The organism is Sphaerisporangium siamense (assembly GCF_014205275.1).
GTDB classification, from domain to species: domain Bacteria; phylum Actinomycetota; class Actinomycetes; order Streptosporangiales; family Streptosporangiaceae; genus Sphaerisporangium; species Sphaerisporangium siamense.
In genome coordinates this window covers 5,673,392-5,692,052 of record NZ_JACHND010000001.1, presented here as the reverse complement: position 1 = coordinate 5,692,052, position 18,661 = coordinate 5,673,392, and the positions used below count along the sequence as shown (strand labels likewise).

The window sequence follows — 18,661 nt, the reverse complement described above, 5'->3', positions numbered from 1 at the left end:
TCAAACGGCGTCACCGTCCCGCGTGCTCGGCGGCGACGACCACGACGACGCCGAGCGCGGCCAGCGAGAGGTTCGCGAAGATCTCGTGACCGGCCAGGAGGTCCACGCGCGGGACGACCACCCGGTTGAAGAAGTTGAGCACGACGCCGAAGAACGGCTGGACGAAGACGTGGTCCAGGAAGCCGCTCACGCCTTGGAGGACCAGGAAGATCCCCAGGAACTGGATGGGTTTGCGCATGTCACCGACGCTAGGAGCGGGCGGCCCGCAGGGCATCGGGCATCGGGAGGCTGCGCCGCGACCGACGTCGCCCCTCCCCCGCCCGGCCGGGACGAAAGTCGCGACGCCCGCGACTTCCGTCCCGGCCCACGACGACACGCCCGCGCCCCCGTCCCGGTGCTCGCCGGCCCGTCTCGCCGGTGACGCGTCCCGCGTGCGGGCCGTCCGTCAGGGCTTGCGGCCCACGCCGCAGAACTGCGACACCTCCGGGGGCTCGCCGAACGGAGTCGGGTCCGGCCGCCATCGGGAACAGGAGACGACGCCGGGCTCCAGCAGTTCGAGGCCGTCGAAGAACACTTCGAGCTCGCGGGCCGAGCGGGCGACGATCGGGGTGCCGCCCCGCCTCATGACCTCCCGCATGGACTCGTGCATGGCCTCGCCGTGGACCTCGGCGGTGGGGTGCCCGATGGCCAGATAGCTGCCGGACGGCAGGGCGTCGAGCAGTTCGGTCACGATCGACCGGGCCTCCTCGTCGTCCAGGATGTGGTTCAGGATGCCGAGCAGCATCAGGGCCGTCGGACGGGAGAAGTCCAGGGTCGCGGCGGCGGCGTCGAGGACGCGCCGGGTGTCGCGGACGTCGGCGTCGATGTAGTCGCAGACGCCCTCGGGGCTGCTGACCAGCAGCGCGCGGGCGTGCACCAGCACCAAGGGGTCGTTGTCGACGTAGACGACGCGCGACTCCGGGGCGAAGCGCTGGGCGACCTCGTGGGTGTTGTCGGCCGTGGGTAAGCCGGTGCCGATGTCGAGGAACTGCCGGATGCCCTCCTCGGCCACCAGGTACCGGACGAGGCGGGTCAGGAACGCGCGGTCGGCGCGGGCCGAGTCGATGATTCCGGGGATCATGCGTTCGACCATGTCGCCGGCCTCGCGGTCGGCGGGGTAGTTGTCCTTTCCGCCGAGCCAGTAGTTCCAGATGCGCGCGGAATGCGGCCGGTCGGTTCTGAGCTCGGTCGAGGGGCGGTGTCCGGCGGGGGTCTCGCTCATGTCGGTCCGTTCTAAGCGACTGGCACCAATTGACGGGGAAAGACGCGGCTTTCCGGCTCTCGTTATACGGCGCGACGCTCCTGGACGCACTCGGCCGTGAGAGAACCGCCGCCGGATCGTTCCCTCGGCGCGCACCCCGGCTTCGCGACGACATCGGCGAGCGCGTGGAAGCGCGGCGACCGGGTACGGCGGGTCGCGGCCCTGCTGGACGAGCCGGCGGACCTGCTGCCGTGACCGCCGAGGATCCCGCGTCGCGGCGAGCGGCGGCCTCTGCCCGGTATTCGCGCGCGGACGCGCGCCTGGATGATCGTCATGCCGAACGGATATAACGATCGGTAGATAATTCGTTACGTATTGTCAGTGAGCCCGATATTGCGGGACGCTGCCAGGATCCCGCCAGATCGCTCCCGGCACCGTGGCGGGAAAGCGAGGGAATGGCACCTTCCGACAGGTGAGCGCGCCATGTCCCGCCCTGACGCCATTCCCGCCCGGTGCCGGGTCAGAAAGACGCCCGATCCCGTAGGCCGGCCTCCACCGGATCGCCGGCCTGATCGTCGCGGGCGCGGGCCGGCCTGTGCGGCGGCCGGGCCGCTGACGGGGACTACGCGTGGACGATGCGGCGGCCGGTGATCTGGACGGGGGTGACGCGGATGTACAACCGCCTCTCCCCGCCCGCCCAGGGTTCCACGGCGGCGGCCTTGGCGGCGGTGAGCTCCTCCTCCGAGGAGATCCGGTGCGCGGCGCCCTGGATGAGGACGCTCCAGCCTTCGCGGGACGCCGGGTCGATGTGGTCCACCTCGAAGGCGACCTTGAACTCCACGCCGCGGAGGCCGGTGTCGAGCTGCTGGTCCATCGGTCCGCCGAACGCCGTGCGGAACAGCACGGAGCCCTGGTGGACCGTGTAGTTGACCGGGAGTATCAGCGGGCCCGAGGGCGTGCCGAACCCGACCCGGCCCACACCTCCCGGCGAGATCAGCGTCAGGCACTCCTCCGCGCTGATCTCTTCCGGCATCGGCGCTCCGGCGCGGTCCTCCATGGCACTTCCCTTCCGTGACGTTCCTGCGGAGTCGGCCCCGGTCCAAGGCCGCCCGAGCCGGGCGCCATCGCCCCCGCCGGGCGACCTTGGGAACGCCCCCTCCCACGCGAGACGCACTCCCGAGATCCACTCCAACGCCACGCTACCCCCGTCACGCCCCGCTCAAGCGTTCTAGATCCACCGCCCCCGCCGAGTCACCGCGCCCGCGCGGGAAGAGCGAGGGCGAACGCCACCGCGGCGGCGACGCAGGCGGCGGCGTTGACCGCGAGGGCCGTGGCGACCCCGTGGGACACATCGCCGGCGACTCCCACGGCCGTGGCGACGGCGGACATGACGGGTATGCCCAGGGTGATCCCAACCTGCTGGCTCATGGTGGCGAGCCCCGTGGCCAGCCCTTGTTCGGCGTCGGGGAGGCCGGACGTCGCGGTCACCATGAACCCGACGATCGCCACGAGGTTGGCGACGCCACCGGCGAAGGTCGCCGCCGGCAGCACGGGCAGCCAGGCCGGGACCTCGTCGAGGAAGACCAGCGGCAGCGTGGCCGCGGCCTGGACGGCGAAGCCCGCCACGATCGCCCGCCTGCCGCCGATCCGGCCGATGACGCGCGGGGCGAGCAGGCCGCCGAGGACGGTGCCGATCCCCAGCACGGCGAAGGCGAGCCCGGCCTGAAGGGGTGTGTAGCCGCGCACCTTCTGCAGGTACAGGGTCAGCAGGAACACCACCGAGGTCTCGGTCGCGAAGGCGAGGACGCCGGCGAGGTTCCCCCAGCCGATGGCGCGGCGGCCGAGGACGCCGAGAGGGACCAGCGGCCGGGTGACGACGCGCTCGATGATCAGGAACGCGGCCAGCAGCGCCGCGGCCACCGCCAGGGACGCCCAGCACCGGGGATCGAGCCAGGAACGCTCACCGGCTTGGGTCAGCCCGTACACGCCGGCGACCAGCGCGAGCGTCACCGTCACCGCCCCCGGCGCATCGAGGCGCGGCCGGTCGGCGGCGCGGCTCTCCCGCAGCACCACAGGGCCCGCGGCGAGCACGACCACGGCGACGATCACGTTGACTAAGAAGGCCCATCGCCAGCTGATCAGGTCGGTCAGCAGGCCGCCGGCGACCGCCCCCGTGGTGAAGCCCGCCGCCATCAGGGCGCCGTTCAGGCCGAGTGCCCGCTCGCGCATCCGCCCCTCGGGGAACGACGTCGTCAGCAACGACAGCGCGGCCGGTGTCACCGCCGCCGTGGCCAGGCCCTGCGCGACCCGGGCGAGCAGGAGCACCCACGGCGCCTGCGCCATGCCGCCCACCAGCGAGGCCGCGCCCAGCAGGGCGACGCCCGCGAGGAACTGGCGCCGGCGGCCGAACAGGTCGGCACAGCGGCCGAAGAAGAGCGTGAACCCGGCGGCGCACACGGCGAAGGCGGTCGAGATCCACTGCAGGTCTGCCAGGGCGAAACCCACGTCACCGCCGATGCGCGGCAGGGCGACGTTCAGGATCGAGAAGTCGACGGCGAGTGTGAAGCTCGCGGTGAGCAGGACGAACAACGCCACCCGGTCACGCGGGCGTACGGCGGAGGAGGCGCCGTGCCGGGACGGGACGGCGCCGGTGGCGGCGGAGGATTCCGTGGTCATGGGTCCGAGCCTCCGGCCCGGGACCCGGCCCAGCCAGCACCCGCCGCTTGGTACCACTGGCAGGGGCAGTCACGCATCCGGCGCCTGCGCCAGACTGGTGTCATGCCAGCCCACCCGCAGCGTGATGCCCGCAAGACCAGCGAACTCGGCGACTTCCTGCGTGCCCGGCGCGCGGCCGTCACCCCGGAGGACGCCGGGATCACCACCTGGGGCCGGCGCCGCGTGCCCGGGCTGCGGCGGGAAGAGCTGGCCCAGCTCGCCGGCATCTCCGTCAACTACTACACCCGGCTGGAGCAGGGCGCAGTCGGCCAACGCCGGCGACGCGATCATCGAGGCCCTCGCCCGGGCGCTGAACCTCGACGACGCCGAACGCGCCCACCTGTACGAGCCGGCCCGCCCCGCCGCGCCCAAGCGGCACAGGACGGCCCGGCCCGAGACGCCGACCGCCGGGGCCGTCGCCCTGCTGGCGTCCATGCCGGCCGTTCCGGCGCTGCTCCTCGGGCGGCGCAACGACGTCCTCGCCTGGAACCCTCTCGGCCACGCGCTGCTCGCCGGCCACCTCGCCCCCTCGGCGCCCGAGCGGCCCGACACGCGCCCGAACCAGCTGCGCCTGCTGTTCCTCGACCCCCACACCCGTGAGCTGTACCGCGACTGGGCCGACGAGGCGGCGCTGGCCGTCGCGTCCATGCGCTACGTCGCCGCCCGGTATCCCGACGACCGGCTCCTCGCGGAGCTCGTCGGCGACCTGTCCATCAACAGCCCGGAGTTCGCCCGCCTGTGGGCCAGACACGACGTGCGCCTCTGCTCCAGCGGCACCAAGCGGCTGCACCACCCGCACGTCGGCGACCTCGACCTGCACTACGAGGTCCTCCACCTCCCCGACAGCCACGGTCAGCGCCTGCTCACCCACACCGCGGCCGCGGGGTCGCCCTCGGCGGACGCGCTGCGCCTCCTCCACTGACCGCTCCGGCGCCGGGTCGATCGGGGCGCGGGCGGGCCTGGCGTGGGAGGCTGATCCGTGTGGGCGACGGCTGGGATCTGATCATTGTCGGGGGCGGTCCCGCGGGGGCCGCGGCGGCGCTCGGCGCCAAGCGTGTACGGCCGGACGCGCGGGTGCTGTTGCTCGACAAGTCCGACTTTCCCCGGGACAAGGCGTGCGGGGACGGCATCGCCGCGCACGGCCGCGACGAACTGGCGCTGCTCGGCGTCCCCGGCCTCATCGACGACCACCGCCCCGTCCCGCACCTGGAGGTGATCTCCCCCGGCGGGGCCCGCGTCCGCGCCACCGTCGCCCGGCCGAACCACGTCGTCCCCCGCATGGTCTTCGACGCCCGGCTGGTCGAGGCGGCCAGGGAACGCGGCGTCGAGGTCCGCCGCCACCACGTCCGCGACCTGACCGTCACCGGCGGGCACGTCCTGCTGTCCGGGGGCGAACTGCGCGGGCGCGTGGTCGTGGGCGCCGACGGCGCGAACTCCGCGGTGCGCCGCCTGATCGGGCTGCCCGCCGCCCCGCCGCGGCACACCGCCATCGCCGTCCGCGGGTACGCCGACGTGCCGCCCGACGACGACGTCCAGTACATCGCCATGCAGGCCGACGGCTGGCCCGCGTACGCCTGGTCGTTCCCCGTCGGCGACGGAACCGCCAACGTCGGGTACGGCATGCTCTTGCCCCGGCTGCGCGCGACCGGGCTGCCCGGCAGGCAGGTGCTGCACGGCCGCCTCGCCGAACTGCTCCCCCACCTGCCCGCGCGGAACCTGCGCGCCCACCACCTGCCCTTGTCGCCGGGGCGCCCGAAGCCGGGAGCGGGCCGCGTGCTGCTCGCCGGGGACGCCGCCGGCCTGATCAACCCTCTGACCGGGGAGGGCATCTACTACGCGCTGCTGTCCGGACGGCTCGCGGGCGAGGCGGCCGCCGAGGCGGACGGCGACCCGCTGCGGGCGTACCGGCGCAAGCTGCGCGCGGCGCTCGGACGGCACCTGCGCACCACCGACCTGCTGGCGCGCGCCGCGCAGTCGCCCCGCTTCATCGACGCGGCCATCGCCACCGCCGCCCGCCGCCGCGAGGTGTTCGACCTGCTCGTCGACGTGGGCCTCGGGGCGGGGACCGTGCCGGCGCCCCTGGCGTTCGCGGTCGCGCGGCGCTGGGCCGCCGGGCTCCTCTCCCCCTGATCACCGGGCCGCCGCGGCCCCCGGCCGCCAACCGAACCGCCAGGACCCACCACTTTACTCAGCGTAGTCTTACCAATACACTCTGCGCTCGGAGCCGTCCCGCTTCCCCCGCCTTTCATCCCCCTGGAGGCATCATGTCCGCATCGCTGACCGAGACGAACCTCGCCGCCGTGTTCGCGGCGCTGGACGCCGACGGCGACGGTCACCTCGGCGTGCACGACTTCAAGACGCTGGCCGACCGCATGTGCGCGCGGCTCGCGCCCGACCCGGCGTCCGCCCGCCACCGGGCCGTCCAGGCGGCCTGCGCCGGGTGGTGGGAGCAGATCCGCGAGAGCGCGGACGCGGACGGGGACGGCAGGGTGAGCGAGGCCGAGTACGTCGCCGCCGCCGACGCGCACACCGGCTCAGGACCCGGTCACCTGCGCGTGGTGCTCGCGCTGTGCGACGTCCTGTTCGACATCGCCGACGCCGACGAGGACGGGTCCATCACGCGGGAGGAGTTCGCGGGCTTCTACACGGCGTCCCGGCTCGACCCGCGCCTGGGTGAGAGCGGCTTCGACGGCCTCGACGCCGACGGCGACGGCAAGATCACCAAGGAGGAGTTCACGTCCGGCATCCGCACCCTCCTCACCAGCGAGGACACCACCGCCCCCGGCACCTGGCTCCTGGGCGTGACCTCCGCCTGACCCGCGCGGCCGCCGTGCCGTCCGGAGAAGGGCCGGCGCGGCGGCCGGCAGGGCGATCCCCCTCGGCCGGATCACTTGGCGAAGAACTCCAGCAGTTCGGGGGCGAGGGCCTCGACGGCCACGTCGTGCGTCTGGCCCTCCAGGACCCGGTGCACCGCGCCGGGCACCACCGCGCCCGCGTTCCGCGCGCCGCCCCGGACGAGCCGCCGAACACCATGGCGGATTCGCCGGCCGCCGCCATGACGGCCGCCAGGTCCTCGACCTCCCGCGCCACGGCGTACGGCGCGGTGTCCCCGCTGCCGCCGCGGCCCCTGCGGTCGTAGCCGAGGACGGTGAACCACGGGGCCAGGGCGCGCGCCACGCCGGTCAACGTCGGGTGCGCCCGGTCCATCATCGCCCCGGCGACGAGGATCACCGCCGGTCCCGTGCCGTAGACGTCGTAGGCGATCGCCGTGCGGTCCGCCGAGGTCGCCGTGCCGGTCAGGACGCGGGCCGGGCCAGGCACAGCGCCTCCCAGTGGTGGCCGTCCAGGTCGGCGAAGCCGCGCTGGTAGCGGACGCCGTCCTCCTGCTCGACGCCCGCCGGGGTCGCGCCGGACGCCAGCGCCTTGTCCACCAGCGCGTCCACCTCGGCGGGGTTCTCCATCCCGAGGACGAGAATCGCCTCGGTGCCGCGGGTGGCGTCGGCGATGTCCTTGTCGATGTAGGAGGCGAACGCCGGTTCGCTCAGCAGCATCACCTGGGTCTCCTGGCTGATCACCACCGAGGCCATGTCCTCGGCCATGCCGAACAGCGTGAATCCCAGGTCGCCGAAGAACCGCTTCGACCGCTCCAGATCCTTCACCGGCAGGTTGACGAAAAGCTGCATCTCCGGATTTCCTTCCTCGATCAGGCGAACGCCTTCATTCTTGTGATCAAGGGGGTTTCCGGTCTTGGATCCGCGTGCCGGGTGGATTGACGTTCAGCGTACGGCGCCGGCGCGCCGGTACTCGGCGGGCGGCATCCCGTACGCGCGCCGGAACAGCCTGCTGAAGTGGGCGGAGTCCGGCAGGCCCCACCTGGCCGCGATCGCGCTCACGGGTTCGTCGCCGCCCCTGGCCAGCTCCGCGCGGCAGCGTTCCAGGCGGCGCTGCCTGATCCAGGCGGCCACCGTGGTGCTCTCCGCCTCGAACAGGCGGTGCAGGTAGCGCACGGAGACGTGGTGCGCCGCCGCGACCTGCGCGGGGTCGAGGCCGGGGTCGCCGAGGCGTCCTTCGATGAAGGCGCGGACGGCCAGCATCAGCGTGCGCCGCCGGGAGTCGTCCGGCAGCGACCGCGTCAGTTCGAGCCGTTCGGCGACGGCCGCGCCGACCAGGTCCGTCACCACGGCCGACAGCCGGACCGCGCTCTCCGGCCCGTACGTCGTGTGGTCCGCGGCGACGCGGCGCAGCAGCGGCACGGCCAGCGCGCCGGCGCCGGACTCCGCGCCGATGGGCAACGCGGCGAGGGACGCCACCGCGTCCGGTGGCAGGGAGAGCAGGTGACGCGGGAAGCTGAACACGGCCAGCCGGACCGCGCGGTCGTAGGCCAGCTCGTAGGGCCTGGTGAAGTCATAGACGGCGAACTCGCCCCGGGCGAGCTGGGTGGCCCGGCCGTCCTGGGCGACGCGCGGGCTGCCCGAGACGGCCAGCACGACCCGGTACTCCTCGCGGTCGTCGCGCTGGATCAGCCCCGCGGTGCGGTACACGCTGTGCGGGGTGGAGGTGTGCACCCTGCCCACGCCCACCGGCCCGAGCCGTCCCATCTCGATCTCGCCCCGAAGCGGCGCGTCCCGGTGGATCCGCAGGTCGAGCGGGCCGAGCGTGTCGCACACGACCGCGCGCCAGGCGTCCAGCCGCCGCCCGGCCGGCAGATCCGCGGTTCGGACCAGTACGCCCATCCCCGTCGCCCCCCGTCGGCTGCCAGACCCGCCATGCTAGCTGTATCGACCACGAACGTTGTTGACGTCCCGCAGGTGAGCTGTCTTGAGATGAACTGTGGCCCGCTCTGGGCGGTAAGTGCCTGCGGGGTTACTCATAGGGGGTGAGGTTCACCAGGGCGGTAGCGGGCTTTGACGGTGGACGCGTTCGCCTTGGGGGCCAAGGATGCTGAGGAATTCCACGGGGTGTTCGTCGGCGTTACCGAACCAGTGCGGGAGGTGGGTGTCGAATTCGGCGACTTCGCCCTCGGTGAGGATGAAGTCCTGGTCGCCGAGGACGACACGCAGGCTGCCGCGCAGGACGTACAGCCAGTGGTAGCCCTCGTGTGAACGGAGGTCGGGTTCACGGCCGTCGGTCAGGCCGGCGGGCAGGATGTGCTTGAGCGCTCTCGCGTGCGGCCTCCTCGTCCGGCCAGGACGACAGCTGGGATCGGAGGACGGCGACGCCACGTCGACGGCAGCGATCTGAGCGCCCCCGCACGCCGACCACGACTGAGAAACCAAGGAGAGGACCGAGCACCATGGATGCTCAGCACTGGGACGACATATATCGCAGTCGCGACCAGATATTCAGCGGCAACCCCAACCCCGTACTCGTCACCGAGATCACCGGCCTGCCACCAGGCCAAGCGCTCGACGTCGGATGCGGCGAAGGGGCCGATGCGCTCTGGCTGGCCCGGCGCGGCTGGCAGGTCACCGCGGTCGACATCTCCGAGGTCGCCATACATCGTGCCGCCGCCGCTGCCACCGACATCCAGGGCCGCGTGTCGTGGGCACGGGCCGACCTCACCACCACGCCGCCCCCAGCAGGCGCCTTCGACCTGGTGTCCATCCACTACTTCCCACTCAGGTGCCAGCCAGGCCATACGGCGCTGCACGGCCTTCTGGACGCTGTCGCCCCCGGCGGCACCCTGCTCTTCGCCACCCACGCCCGCGCAGATCTCACTCCGCGCGAGGACTTCGATCCCGCCGACTACTACCAGGCCGACGACATCGCCCGGCTCCTCGACCCCACGTGGAACGTCCTGATCAACGAGACCCGCCCTCGTGCCGCCCCGGCCCTCGCCGGCACACACCACACCCATGACACCGTCCTGCGAGCACAACGCCTGCCGTAAGCACCCCCTCGCCGCACTCTTCGTCATCGAACGAAGTCTCGCTCAGAAAGGCCGGCCACACCTACTGGCGAACGAAGCGAAAACACCCGCGCCACCACGGTCACCTGACCTCCACCACCCACCAGCGCCGAAGACGCCGCGAGCGGAGGCGCCCACCGGCGTCCCCGAACCCGGCCGTTTCATCACAGCAGAGGTCTCCTTGTCCCATCGAAATGCGGCGCTCAGCGAGTGGCTCGTCCACACCAACCGCCGCCGGAACGGCTCCTGGACGCAGCGGTACGCGCATGGCGTGCCGGTGAGCGACCTGGAGCCGGTCGCCGGGGACGGCACCTTCGGGATCGGATCACATCTGCTGTGATGGGCGGACCTGAGGCATGATGTTCGGGTGTCTGCCACCGATCCGTCCTCGTCGCGCATTCTGGCCGCGAGCGTGCAGTTCTGCCACCGCTCGGGGGACAAGGCGTACAACCTCGCCACGATCGCCCGCTTCGTGGCGGAGGCCGCGGCGCGGGGTGTGCGGCTGATCGTCTTTCCGGAGATGTGCGTCACCGGGTACTGGCACGTCGTCGGCATGGACCGGGCCGGCATCCAGGCTCTGGCCGAGCCGGTGCCCGGCGGGCCGAGCGTCACGGCGCTGCTGGAGCTGGCCCGCCGGCACGACATGGTCGTGGGCGCGGGCCTGGTGGAGGCGGACGGTGAGAAGCTGTACAACAGCTACGTCGTGGCGGAGCCCGACGGCAGCTGGCACGTGCATCGCAAGCTGCACTCGTTCGAGAGCGAGCACATCAGCTCGGGCGACAGGTACACCGTCTTCGCCTCCACCCTGGGCTGCACGCTGGGCGTCCTGACCTGCTACGACAACAACATCATCGAGAACGCCCGCATGACGGCGCTGCTCGGCGCCGACATCCTTCTCGCGCCGCACCAGACGGGAGGGGTGGCCTCCAGGAGCCCGCACGCGATGGGCACGATCGACGTCGCCCTCTGGGAGGCCAGGGACACCGATCCGCGGGCCATCGAGGCGGAGTTCCGCGGCGACAAGGGCCGTGGCTGGCTCATGCGCTGGCTACCGGCCCGGGCGCACGACAACGGCATGTTCCTGGTGTTCTCCAACGGGGTCGGCCCCGACAACGGGGAGGTGAGGACCGGCAACGCGATGCTCATCGACTGCTACGGCCGCATCGTCGCCGAGACCTGGCGGGCCCGGGACGAGATGGTCTGCGGCGAGCTCGACCTGTCCCTGCTGGCCCGCAGCACCGGTCGCCGGTGGCTCCGAGGACGCCGGCCGGAGCTGTACCGGGCGCTGGCCGAGCCCACCGGCCGCGAGGTGGGCCCCATCGAGGCCCGGTTCTCGCCGGAACCGGCCTGATCGCCCTTCATGACACGTCAGGGTTAGACCGCCGGTCGCCGCTCGGCGGCGGAGGTGAGGCGTTCCCAGTTGCGGTGGGCGATGTCGGCCTTCTGCTCGCCGGTGAAGGGGGCGTTCTCCAGGAAGGACCGGGCGACGCCGCCGCTGGTGTCCACGAAGGGGAAGCCACCGGGGCGGAAGCCGTAGGTGAAGGGATAGTCGGTGGAGTACAGCATCCGTTCGGTCCCGACGACCTCGGCCGTCCAGCGGAGGTAGCGGGGACTGACGGTGCCGCTGCCGGCGATCCAGAAGTTCCGCGTGAAGTAGTCGGCGAGCGGGCGATCCAGACCGGCGGCGTCGGCGAAGCACCCGACGTGGTCGAGATAGAAGAGCACGACCTCTCCCCAGTGTCCGGCGATCACCTGGAGACCGGGGTACCGGTCGAAGACGCCTGAGAAGATCATGCGCAGGTACTGCACGCCCAGGTCGTAGTACCAGCCGATCACGGGCCCGGCCAGCGCGGGCCCGAGAGAACCGATGCCGGAGTAGTAGGCGTCCACCACCCCTTGCACGGGCATCTGCGGGTGGAAGTGGAGCGGGACGCGCAAGCGCTCCGCGGCGGCGTACAGCTCGTCGTAGGAGGGGTCGTCGGCGAGCTTGGATCCGGTGCGCCCGTAGACCATGGCGCCCGGCAGGCCGAGCTTCGTGACCGCCCGCTCCAGCTCCGCGGCGGCGGCCGGCGGCGACTGCGTCGGAATCGCGGCGAACGCCTGGAACCTGGCCGGGTCGCCGGCCACGATCGCCGCCAGCTCGTCGTTGGTGTCGCGGGCCACGGCGACGGCGTCCGGGCCGGGCAGGTTCTGCACGCCCGGTGACGCGATCGACAGCACCGCCACGTCGACCCCCTGGTCGTCCATGTGCGCGAGCCGCGTCTCCGCGGTGTCGCGCAGGCGCCGGGCCACCGGGGTGTCGCCGAACCCGAGGTTCGGCAGCTCGGGAACGCCCGCCCGCGACCATGCCTCCATGATCGCGGGCAGGGCGACGTGTTCTTCCAACGCGATGATCCGCAGCCGGTCGGGCATGACTCCTCCACAAGGTGGTTCCATTGGAAACAGATCGACTGTATCACTGATAATAACGATGGAACCCGTGAAGCGGTATCATCGATACGTGCCACCACGTCCACAGGACCGGAACGACGGTGCCGACACCACGGCCACCAGCCGCGAGCGAACCCGGCAGAAGGTCATCGAGGCCGCCATCGGCCTCCTGGAGTCCGGGGGCCGCGACGCGGTCACCACCCGCGCGGTCGCCGAGGCGGCGCGCGTGCAGCCGCCCGCCATCTACCGGCTGTTCGGCGACAAGGACGGGCTGCTCGACGCCGTGGCCGAGCACGGCTTCGCCGCGTTCCTCGCCACCAAGCTCCCCCCGGACCCGCGGGACCCCGTCGAGGACCTGAGAGCCGGCTGGGACGTCGCGGTCGAGTTCGGCCTGGCCAATCCGGCGCTGTACACGCTGATGTACGGCGCGCCCACGAAGGCGACCTCGCCCGCCTTCAAGGCCGGCTTGGAGATCCTGATGAGCCGCATCCGCAACCTCGCGGCGGCCGGCCTGCTCCGCGTCGAGGAGGAACTGGCCGCGCAGATCATCCATGCCACGGCGCGCGGCGCGGTGCTGACCTGGCTGTCCCTGCCCGAGGACCGGCGTGACCCCGCCCTGCTGACCACGTTGCGGGAATCCATGGTCGCCACCGTCACCAGCCGGCGGCCGGCCGTCGACGACGCGGGTCCGGCAGGCGCCGCCCGCGCCCTGCGCGTTTCGCTCCCCGACCAGACCGTCCTCAGCAGCGCGGAGCGGCATCTGCTCAGGGAGTGGCTGGATCGCCTTTCCGCCGGCGGCTGAGGCGCCGGGGGTCGCGCGTTCGCGCCCGGCCCGGCGAGACAGATCATCGAACCGGTCAGGATTCGAGAAGCGCCGGACACCGAGCCCTTCGTAGCGTGTCTGTCATGTGCAGCATCCCTAGAGCACAGAGGAGACAAGGCATGAAAGCGCACGTGAGCTCGATCCTGCTCGGCGTCCGTGACCTGGACCAGGCCAAGCGGTTCTACACGGAGGGGCTCGGCTGGAAGATCCAGAACGACTTCGGCGTCTCGGTGTTCTTCGAGTCGGACGGGGCCTCGCCCGTCGGCTTCTACGGCCGCGAAGGCCTGGCCGACCAGGTGGGCACGAGCCCGGAGGGCAGCGGCTTCAGCGGCCTCGTCCTCACCTACGTCGTCCGCAGTGAGGCGCGCGTCGATGAGATCCTCGCGGAGGCCGAGAAGGCCGGCGCCACGATCCTCAAGCCCGGCGGCGCCCTGCCATGGGGCGGGTACGGCGGCTCCTTCGCGGACCCGGACGGCTACATCTGGAGTCTCGGCTACAGCCCCCACGGAACCGACCAGCCCTACGCGGAGTAGCCACCGGACAACGCCTCCGGCGGCAGGCGCAAGGACACGGCCATGGCCGGGCACGCGGCTCCCTGGGGCCCCTCGGCACGACCGATACCGACGGGCGGTTCGGCGTCGACACGGCATCGTGTCGACGCCGGCCCGCCGGCCTGGCGCCTGGGGCCTCCCGGCGGAACCTGATCGTCGCCGCGTTCTGGGAAAGATCTTCCTGGTGGCCGTCACAAGCGGGGCGGCTGCCCTGTCTTAGCTGACGGCCGGTCGGCAACGGTGCCCCGGCGGAGGAAAGGGGCTGCCATGAAGATCGTCATAATCGGCGGGACCGGCCTGATCGGGTCGAAACTGGTGGCGAGGCTGAGCGAACAGGGGCATCAGGCGGTGGCCGCGGCGCCGAGCACCGGCGTCGACACCCTCACCGGTGAAGGACTGGCGGAGGTGCTGGCGGACACGCAGGTGGTGATCGACGTGTCGAACTCGCCGTCGTTCGAGCCGGCCGCGGTGCTGAAATTCTTCGAGACCTCCACGCGCAACCTGCTGGCCGCCGAAGCGGCGGCCGGGGTCGGGCACCACGTCGCGCTGTCGGTGGTCGGAACCGAGCGTATGCCCGATAACGGCTACTTCAGGGCGAAGATCGCCCAGGAGCAGTTGATCGAGAAGTCGGCGATCCCGTTCTCGCTCGTGCACGCGACCCAGTTCTTCGAGTTCGTCCGGGGCATCGCCGACGAGGCCACGGACGGCGACACCGTACGGATCGCGCCCGTGCTCTTCCAGCCCATCGCGGGCGAGGAGGTCGCGCGGGAGGTCGGCAGGGTCGCGGTCGGAAGGCCGGTGAACGGCAGGGTCGAGATCGCCGGGCCCGAGCGGTTCCGGATGGACGAGTTCTTCCGCGACGCGCTGGCCGGCTGGGGCGATCCGCGCCAGGTCGTCACCGACCCGCAGGCGCGCTACTTCGGCAGCGTGCCGGGCGAGCGCACGCTGGTGCCGGAGGACGGCGCCACCCTGGGCGAGATCCGCTACCGCGATTGGGCCGCCGACAAGTAGCGCGTGCCACGAGGCGAGATGCCGCTGGAGCGGGAAGGCGGGCCGGAACACGTCGCAGCGCGCCCGGTACGGAGCAACGATGAGCGCCGCGAGCGGCGGGGAAGACTTCCTGTACGAGCTCAACGTCGAGGTGGACGAAGGCGCGGGTGACCATGCAGGCGAAGTCCCCGGAACAGGCGAGCGCGCTCGAACAGGCCGCTTCCGCCTTCGTCGAGCTGCGCCCGCGCCTCTTCGGCATCGCCTATCGGATGCTCGGCAGCGCGGCGGAGGCCGAGGACGTCCTCCAGGAGGTCTGGGTGCGCTGGCAGGGCACCGACCGCGAGGCCATCGGCAACCCCGCGGCCTTCCTCGCGCTGATCACCACCCGCCTGTCGATCAACGTCGCCCAGTCGGCCCGTGCGCGCCGCGAGACCTACATAGGCCCGTGGCTGCCCGAACCCGTCGACACCAGCCTGGACCCCACGTTGGGCGCCGAGCGCGGCGAAGCGCTCGAACTGGCGTTCCTGCTGCTCCTGGAGCGGCTCACCCCGACCGAGCGGGCCGCGTACGTGCTGCGGGAGGCCTTCGTCTACCCCTACGCGCAGATCGCGGACATCCTCCGGCTCAGCCCGGTCAACGCACGCCAGCTCGTCAGCCGGGCCCGCAAGCGCCTGGCGGCCGGACGACACGAGCCCATCGACGAGACCGAGCATCGGCGCCTTCTGGGGGCCTTCCTGGCCGCGGCGCGGACGGGGAACGTCGCTGCCCTTGAGGACCTCTTCGCGGCGGACGTCGTCAGTTCCTCCGACGGCGGGGGCGTCCGAGGGGCGGCGCGTTTTCCGCTGCTCGCGGTGCTGGCGGGGGACGCGGTCGTGGTGAGCGATGGCGGGGGCAAGGTGCGCGCCGCCGTGCGCCCCACTTGCGGCGCGGACGCGGTCGCCCGGTTCGTCACGGCCTTCCTGACCGGCCGGCCTGGCATCGAGATCGTCCCGGGGTCGGTGAACGGCCGGACGGGCCTGGTCCTGTGCCAGGCGAGCCGGGCCGTGGCGGTGGTCGGCGTGAGCGTCGCCGGCGCCAAGGTGACCGCGCTGTGGATCACGCTGAACCCCGACAAGCTGCGGCGCTGGCACCGCCCATGACCGACCTGCCCCCCGCACAGGCTCCTCGCGTTCCCCCGGAAGACGGACCGGCGAACCCGGCATCGCCCACAGAGCACGATCACGGCACCGCGACGTCCCCGTCGTTCTACGTCGCGCGCGTCGCCGTGAGCGGCGGCGGGTCCGCCCACGGCCGGGCCACCGGGCGGGCCCGCTCCGCTGACGGCGTCCTCGACCTGGAGCTGCGAGTACCCGCGGAGCTCGGCGGTGACGCCACCGGTCCGGACCCCGAACAGCTCTTCGCCGCCGCGTACGCCGCCTGCTTCCACGGCGCCCTGAGCCTGCTGGCCCGCCGGCACCGCCTCGACCCGGGGCCGATCACGGTGGAGGCGGCCGTCGCCCTCGGCCGCGACCCCGCCGACGGCGGCTACCGGCTGCGCGCCGACCTCGTCGTGACCTGGCCCGGGGTCGGGCACGACGCGGCCGCCCCGCTGCTCGCCCAGGCGGCCACGCTGTGCCCCTACGCCAAGATGACGCGCCACGGCATCCCCGCCACCATCACCCTCGCCCCGGAACCGTGATCGGACGGGCGGCGCCGGGTCAGACGGCGGCGGGGGTCTGGTCCTCGGCGGGCGAGGCGGGCAGGTCGAGGCTGTCGCGCAGGCGGGCGGGCTTGAGGAAGGCGGCGGCGACGAGGCCGACGGCGGTGATGGCGGCGGAGACCAGGAAGATGTGGCCGGTAGCGTCGCCGTAGGCGGCGCGGACGATCGCCTTGACGGGCTCGGGCATGGCGGCGAGGTTGAGGCCGCCGGCCGCCGCGCCCGTGCCATGGACGGGGATCCCGGCCTTGGCCAGGCCCTCGGCGATGCCGGTCGCGACCCGGTTGGCCAGGACGGCGCCCAGCACCGAGACGCCGACGGTGCCGCCCAGGGAGCGGAAGAAGGTGACCGCGCCGCTGGCGGCGCCGATCTCGCTCAGCGGGACGGTGTTCTGGATGACGAGCACGAGGTTCTGCATGGACATGCCGACGCCCACGCCGACGGCGAGCATGTAGGCGGAGACGAGGACCATCGGGGTGGCGTGGTCGATGGTGGCGAGGCCCGCGAAGCCGGCGAGCAGCACGACGAGGCCGGTGAGGATGTAGGGCTTGGTGCGGCCGCTGGCCGACACCATCCGGCCGCTGATGGTGGAGGAGACGAGCACGCCGAGCATCATGGGGATGGTCAGCAGGCCGGCGGAGGTGGGGCCGTAGCCGCGGCCAATCTGGAAGTACTGGCCGAGGAAGACCGCGCCGCCGAACATGGCCATGCCGACCGAGAGGCTGGCCACGATGGCGAGGGCGGGCGTGCGGCGGCGGATGACGTGCAGCGGGACGATGGGCTCCCTGACCCGGGACTCCACCCAGGTGGCCGCGGCGAGCAGCAGCACGCCGCCGCCGGCCATCGCGGCGGTCTGCCAGGAGGCCCAGGCAAAGGAGTCGCCGACGAAGGTGACCCAGATGAGCAGGACGCTGACGCCGACGGCGATGAGGGTGGCCCCCCAGTAGTCGATGCTCACGTCCGGGCGGCGCACGGTGGGCAGGTGCAGGGTCTTGGCGAGCAGCACGAAGGCGGCGATGGTGAAGGGCACGGCGATGAAGAAGCACCAGCGCCAGCCGAGCCAGGAGACGTCCGCGATGAGGCCGCCGAGCAGCGGGCCGCCGACCGTGGCCACGGCGATGACCGCGCCGAGGTAGCCGTTGTAGCGTCCGCGCTCCTTGGGCGAGATCATCGCGGCGATGATCACCTGCGCGAGGATCTGCAGGGCTCCCATGCCGAGGCCCTGCAGGGCGCGGAAGGCGATGACCTGCCCGGTGTTCTGGGCGAACCCGCAGGCCAGCGAGCCGATCATGAAGATGACGATGGAGATCTGCAGCAGCAGCTTCTTGTTGAACAGGTCGGCGAGCTTGCCCCAGATGGGCGTGGAGGCGGTCGAGGCCAGCAGGGACGCGGTGACCACCCAGGTGTACTGCGACTGGCTGCCGTTCAGCGCGCCGATGATCTGCGGGAGCGCCACCGAGACGATGGTGCCGCTGATCATCGCGACGAACAGGACGAGCAGCAGGCCGCTGAGGGATTCGAGGACTTCCCGGTGGGTCATCGGCTCCGCAGCGGGGGGAGCCGCCGGCTGTGCGCTCACGCGCGACCTCCGAACGTTGAGGCGGGATGCGACGCCCACACCTTACATGCCCATCGGGAAAGTTTGCACATTGGGCACGTATTCCGTTCGGGTAATATTGTTCGCACCATGAGCAGCACACCAGGGTTGCGCGAGCGCAAGAAGGAAGAGACCCGCCAGGCGGTCCACCAGGCCGCGCTGCGGCTCGCCATCGAGCACGGCCTGGACAACGTCACCGTCGAGGCCATCGCCGACGCCGCCAACATCTCCCGGCGCACCTTCTCCAACTACTTCGACGGCAAGGAGGACGCCCTCCTGTACGGCGACGAGCAGCGCCTCGGCACCCTGGTGCGGCGCGTCCGCGAGCAGCCCGCCGGCCGGACCGCCTGGCGGGCGCTGCGCGAGGCGCTGGCCGGCCTCTACGACGAGTTCGAGACCTCCGACCGCGAGCTGCACCTGCGCGCCCGGCTCGCGATGCGCCACCCGTCGCTGCTGGCCCGCCAGCTCGCGAGCAGGGTGCGGCTGGAACAGGACCTGAGCCGGGCCGTGGCCGAACGCGAGCAGCCAGGCGACGCCGCCCCCGAGCTGGTCACCGCCGCGTTCCTCGCCGCGCTGCGCATCGCCGTGCAGTGGTGGTGCGCCGAGGACGAGACCCGGACCCTGCGCGAGCTCACCGACAGGTCCCTCGACCAGATGGCCCTGCCGTTCACCTGACCCGACCGGCGCGGCACGGGCTGCCGCGACCGGGCG

Annotated in this window: 22 protein-coding genes and 1 pseudogene; 14 read left to right on the top strand and 9 right to left on the bottom strand. The window is 72.3% G+C overall.

All coding sequences use genetic code 11. The annotated features are described in order from the left end of the window. Nucleotides 1-10: 10 nt before the first annotated feature. Both BJ982_RS26195 and BJ982_RS26190 read right to left on the bottom strand, forming a co-directional pair. Nucleotides 11-238, bottom strand: a complete 228-nt coding sequence (locus BJ982_RS26195) for a hypothetical protein (protein WP_184884320.1) — start codon at nt 236-238, stop codon at nt 11-13. A gap of 207 nt (nt 239-445) precedes the next feature. Further along, nucleotides 446-1,261, bottom strand: coding sequence for an SAM-dependent methyltransferase (locus BJ982_RS26190; RefSeq protein WP_184884318.1), 816 nt, complete (start codon nt 1,259-1,261; stop codon nt 446-448). Nucleotides 1,262-1,357: 96 nt separating this feature from the next. Here BJ982_RS26190 and BJ982_RS26185 point away from each other — a divergent pair, with 96 nt between their 5' ends. Beyond that, nucleotides 1,358-1,495 (top strand): hypothetical protein, encoded by a 138-nt coding sequence (locus tag BJ982_RS26185; RefSeq protein ID WP_184884316.1) that lies wholly within the window; start codon nt 1,358-1,360, stop codon nt 1,493-1,495. A 367-nt stretch (nt 1,496-1,862) separates the two neighbouring features. Here BJ982_RS26185 and BJ982_RS26180 read toward each other — a convergent pair whose 3' ends face one another. Beyond that, complete coding sequence (locus BJ982_RS26180; RefSeq protein WP_184884314.1) at nt 1,863-2,297, bottom strand: pyridoxamine 5'-phosphate oxidase family protein; 435 nt, start codon at nt 2,295-2,297, stop codon at nt 1,863-1,865. A 194-nt stretch (nt 2,298-2,491) separates the two neighbouring features. Beyond that, entirely contained in the window at nt 2,492-3,916 is a 1,425-nt protein-coding gene (locus tag BJ982_RS26175; protein ID WP_184884312.1) for an MFS transporter, read from the bottom strand. A gap of 102 nt (nt 3,917-4,018) precedes the next feature. Here BJ982_RS26175 and BJ982_RS40590 point away from each other — a divergent pair. From BJ982_RS40590 to BJ982_RS26160, 4 genes and pseudogenes are all read left to right on the top strand, one after another. Continuing rightward, nucleotides 4,019-4,177 (top strand): annotated as a pseudogene (locus tag BJ982_RS40590) (hypothetical protein); the annotation flags it as partial. A 211-nt stretch (nt 4,178-4,388) separates the two neighbouring features. Further along, nucleotides 4,389-4,877, top strand: coding sequence for an MmyB family transcriptional regulator (locus BJ982_RS40585; protein ID WP_307784610.1), 489 nt, complete (start codon nt 4,389-4,391; stop codon nt 4,875-4,877). A 59-nt stretch (nt 4,878-4,936) separates the two neighbouring features. After that, entirely contained in the window at nt 4,937-6,085 is a 1,149-nt protein-coding gene (locus tag BJ982_RS26165) for an NAD(P)/FAD-dependent oxidoreductase (RefSeq protein ID WP_239122616.1), read from the top strand. 134 nt (nt 6,086-6,219) lie between these two features. Further along, nucleotides 6,220-6,771 carry an EF-hand domain-containing protein gene (locus BJ982_RS26160; RefSeq protein WP_184884310.1) on the top strand — a complete coding sequence of 184 codons (552 nt, stop codon included), beginning with the start codon at nt 6,220-6,222 and terminating at the stop codon, nt 6,769-6,771. Between the two features lie 480 nt (nt 6,772-7,251). On the opposite strand, the gene BJ982_RS26155 is transcribed toward BJ982_RS26160, so the two are convergent. The 3 genes from BJ982_RS26155 to BJ982_RS39660 form a co-directional block, all read right to left on the bottom strand. Continuing rightward, a complete protein-coding gene (locus tag BJ982_RS26155) occupies nt 7,252-7,638 on the bottom strand; it encodes a VOC family protein (protein ID WP_184884308.1) in 387 nt (128 codons plus the stop codon). A gap of 93 nt (nt 7,639-7,731) precedes the next feature. Further along, nucleotides 7,732-8,688, bottom strand: a complete 957-nt coding sequence (locus tag BJ982_RS26150) for an AraC-like ligand-binding domain-containing protein (RefSeq protein ID WP_184884305.1) — start codon at nt 8,686-8,688, stop codon at nt 7,732-7,734. 150 nt (nt 8,689-8,838) lie between these two features. Next, nucleotides 8,839-9,177 carry a cupin domain-containing protein gene (locus tag BJ982_RS39660; protein ID WP_307784609.1) on the bottom strand — a complete coding sequence of 113 codons (339 nt, stop codon included), beginning with the start codon at nt 9,175-9,177 and terminating at the stop codon, nt 8,839-8,841. Between the two features lie 71 nt (nt 9,178-9,248). Here BJ982_RS39660 and BJ982_RS26140 point away from each other — a divergent pair, with 71 nt between their 5' ends. The 3 genes from BJ982_RS26140 to BJ982_RS26130 all read left to right on the top strand — a co-directional run bounded on the left by BJ982_RS26140 (nt 9,249) and on the right by BJ982_RS26130 (nt 11,214). Continuing rightward, a complete protein-coding gene (locus BJ982_RS26140) occupies nt 9,249-9,845 on the top strand; it encodes a class I SAM-dependent methyltransferase (protein WP_184884304.1) in 597 nt (198 codons plus the stop codon). Nucleotides 9,846-10,044: 199 nt separating this feature from the next. Continuing rightward, a complete protein-coding gene (locus BJ982_RS26135) occupies nt 10,045-10,203 on the top strand; it encodes a hypothetical protein (RefSeq protein ID WP_203958788.1) in 159 nt (52 codons plus the stop codon). A 27-nt stretch (nt 10,204-10,230) separates the two neighbouring features. After that, complete coding sequence (locus BJ982_RS26130; RefSeq protein WP_184884302.1) at nt 10,231-11,214, top strand: nitrilase family protein; 984 nt, start codon at nt 10,231-10,233, stop codon at nt 11,212-11,214. A 23-nt stretch (nt 11,215-11,237) separates the two neighbouring features. On the opposite strand, the gene BJ982_RS26125 is transcribed toward BJ982_RS26130, so the two are convergent. Then, on the bottom strand, nt 11,238-12,275 hold the full coding sequence (locus tag BJ982_RS26125) for an amidohydrolase family protein (protein ID WP_184884300.1): 1,038 nt from the start codon (nt 12,273-12,275) through the stop codon (nt 11,238-11,240). A gap of 88 nt (nt 12,276-12,363) precedes the next feature. Here BJ982_RS26125 and BJ982_RS26120 point away from each other — a divergent pair, with 88 nt between their 5' ends. From BJ982_RS26120 to BJ982_RS26100, 5 genes are all read left to right on the top strand, one after another. Continuing rightward, nucleotides 12,364-13,095: a TetR/AcrR family transcriptional regulator gene (locus tag BJ982_RS26120; protein WP_239122615.1), complete on the top strand. Its 732-nt coding sequence runs from the start codon at nt 12,364-12,366 to the stop codon at nt 13,093-13,095. 140 nt (nt 13,096-13,235) lie between these two features. Then, nucleotides 13,236-13,649: a VOC family protein gene (locus BJ982_RS26115; protein WP_184884296.1), complete on the top strand. Its 414-nt coding sequence runs from the start codon at nt 13,236-13,238 to the stop codon at nt 13,647-13,649. Nucleotides 13,650-13,934: 285 nt separating this feature from the next. Further along, nucleotides 13,935-14,678: an SDR family oxidoreductase gene (locus tag BJ982_RS26110; RefSeq protein WP_184884295.1), complete on the top strand. Its 744-nt coding sequence runs from the start codon at nt 13,935-13,937 to the stop codon at nt 14,676-14,678. A 152-nt stretch (nt 14,679-14,830) separates the two neighbouring features. Beyond that, nucleotides 14,831-15,796 carry a sigma-70 family RNA polymerase sigma factor gene (locus BJ982_RS26105; protein WP_184884293.1) on the top strand — a complete coding sequence of 322 codons (966 nt, stop codon included), beginning with the start codon at nt 14,831-14,833 and terminating at the stop codon, nt 15,794-15,796. After that, nucleotides 15,793-16,335: an Ohr family peroxiredoxin gene (locus BJ982_RS26100; protein WP_184884291.1), complete on the top strand. Its 543-nt coding sequence runs from the start codon at nt 15,793-15,795 to the stop codon at nt 16,333-16,335. Before BJ982_RS26105 ends, BJ982_RS26100 begins: the two co-directional genes overlap by 4 nt. Nucleotides 16,336-16,354: 19 nt before the next feature. On the opposite strand, the gene BJ982_RS26095 is transcribed toward BJ982_RS26100, so the two are convergent. Then, nucleotides 16,355-17,893, bottom strand: coding sequence for an MDR family MFS transporter (locus BJ982_RS26095; protein ID WP_184884289.1), 1,539 nt, complete (start codon nt 17,891-17,893; stop codon nt 16,355-16,357). 147 nt (nt 17,894-18,040) lie between these two features. Here BJ982_RS26095 and BJ982_RS26090 point away from each other — a divergent pair, with 147 nt between their 5' ends. Beyond that, a complete protein-coding gene (locus BJ982_RS26090) occupies nt 18,041-18,625 on the top strand; it encodes a TetR/AcrR family transcriptional regulator (protein WP_184884287.1) in 585 nt (194 codons plus the stop codon). The last annotated feature ends 36 nt before the right edge of the window (nt 18,626-18,661 follow it).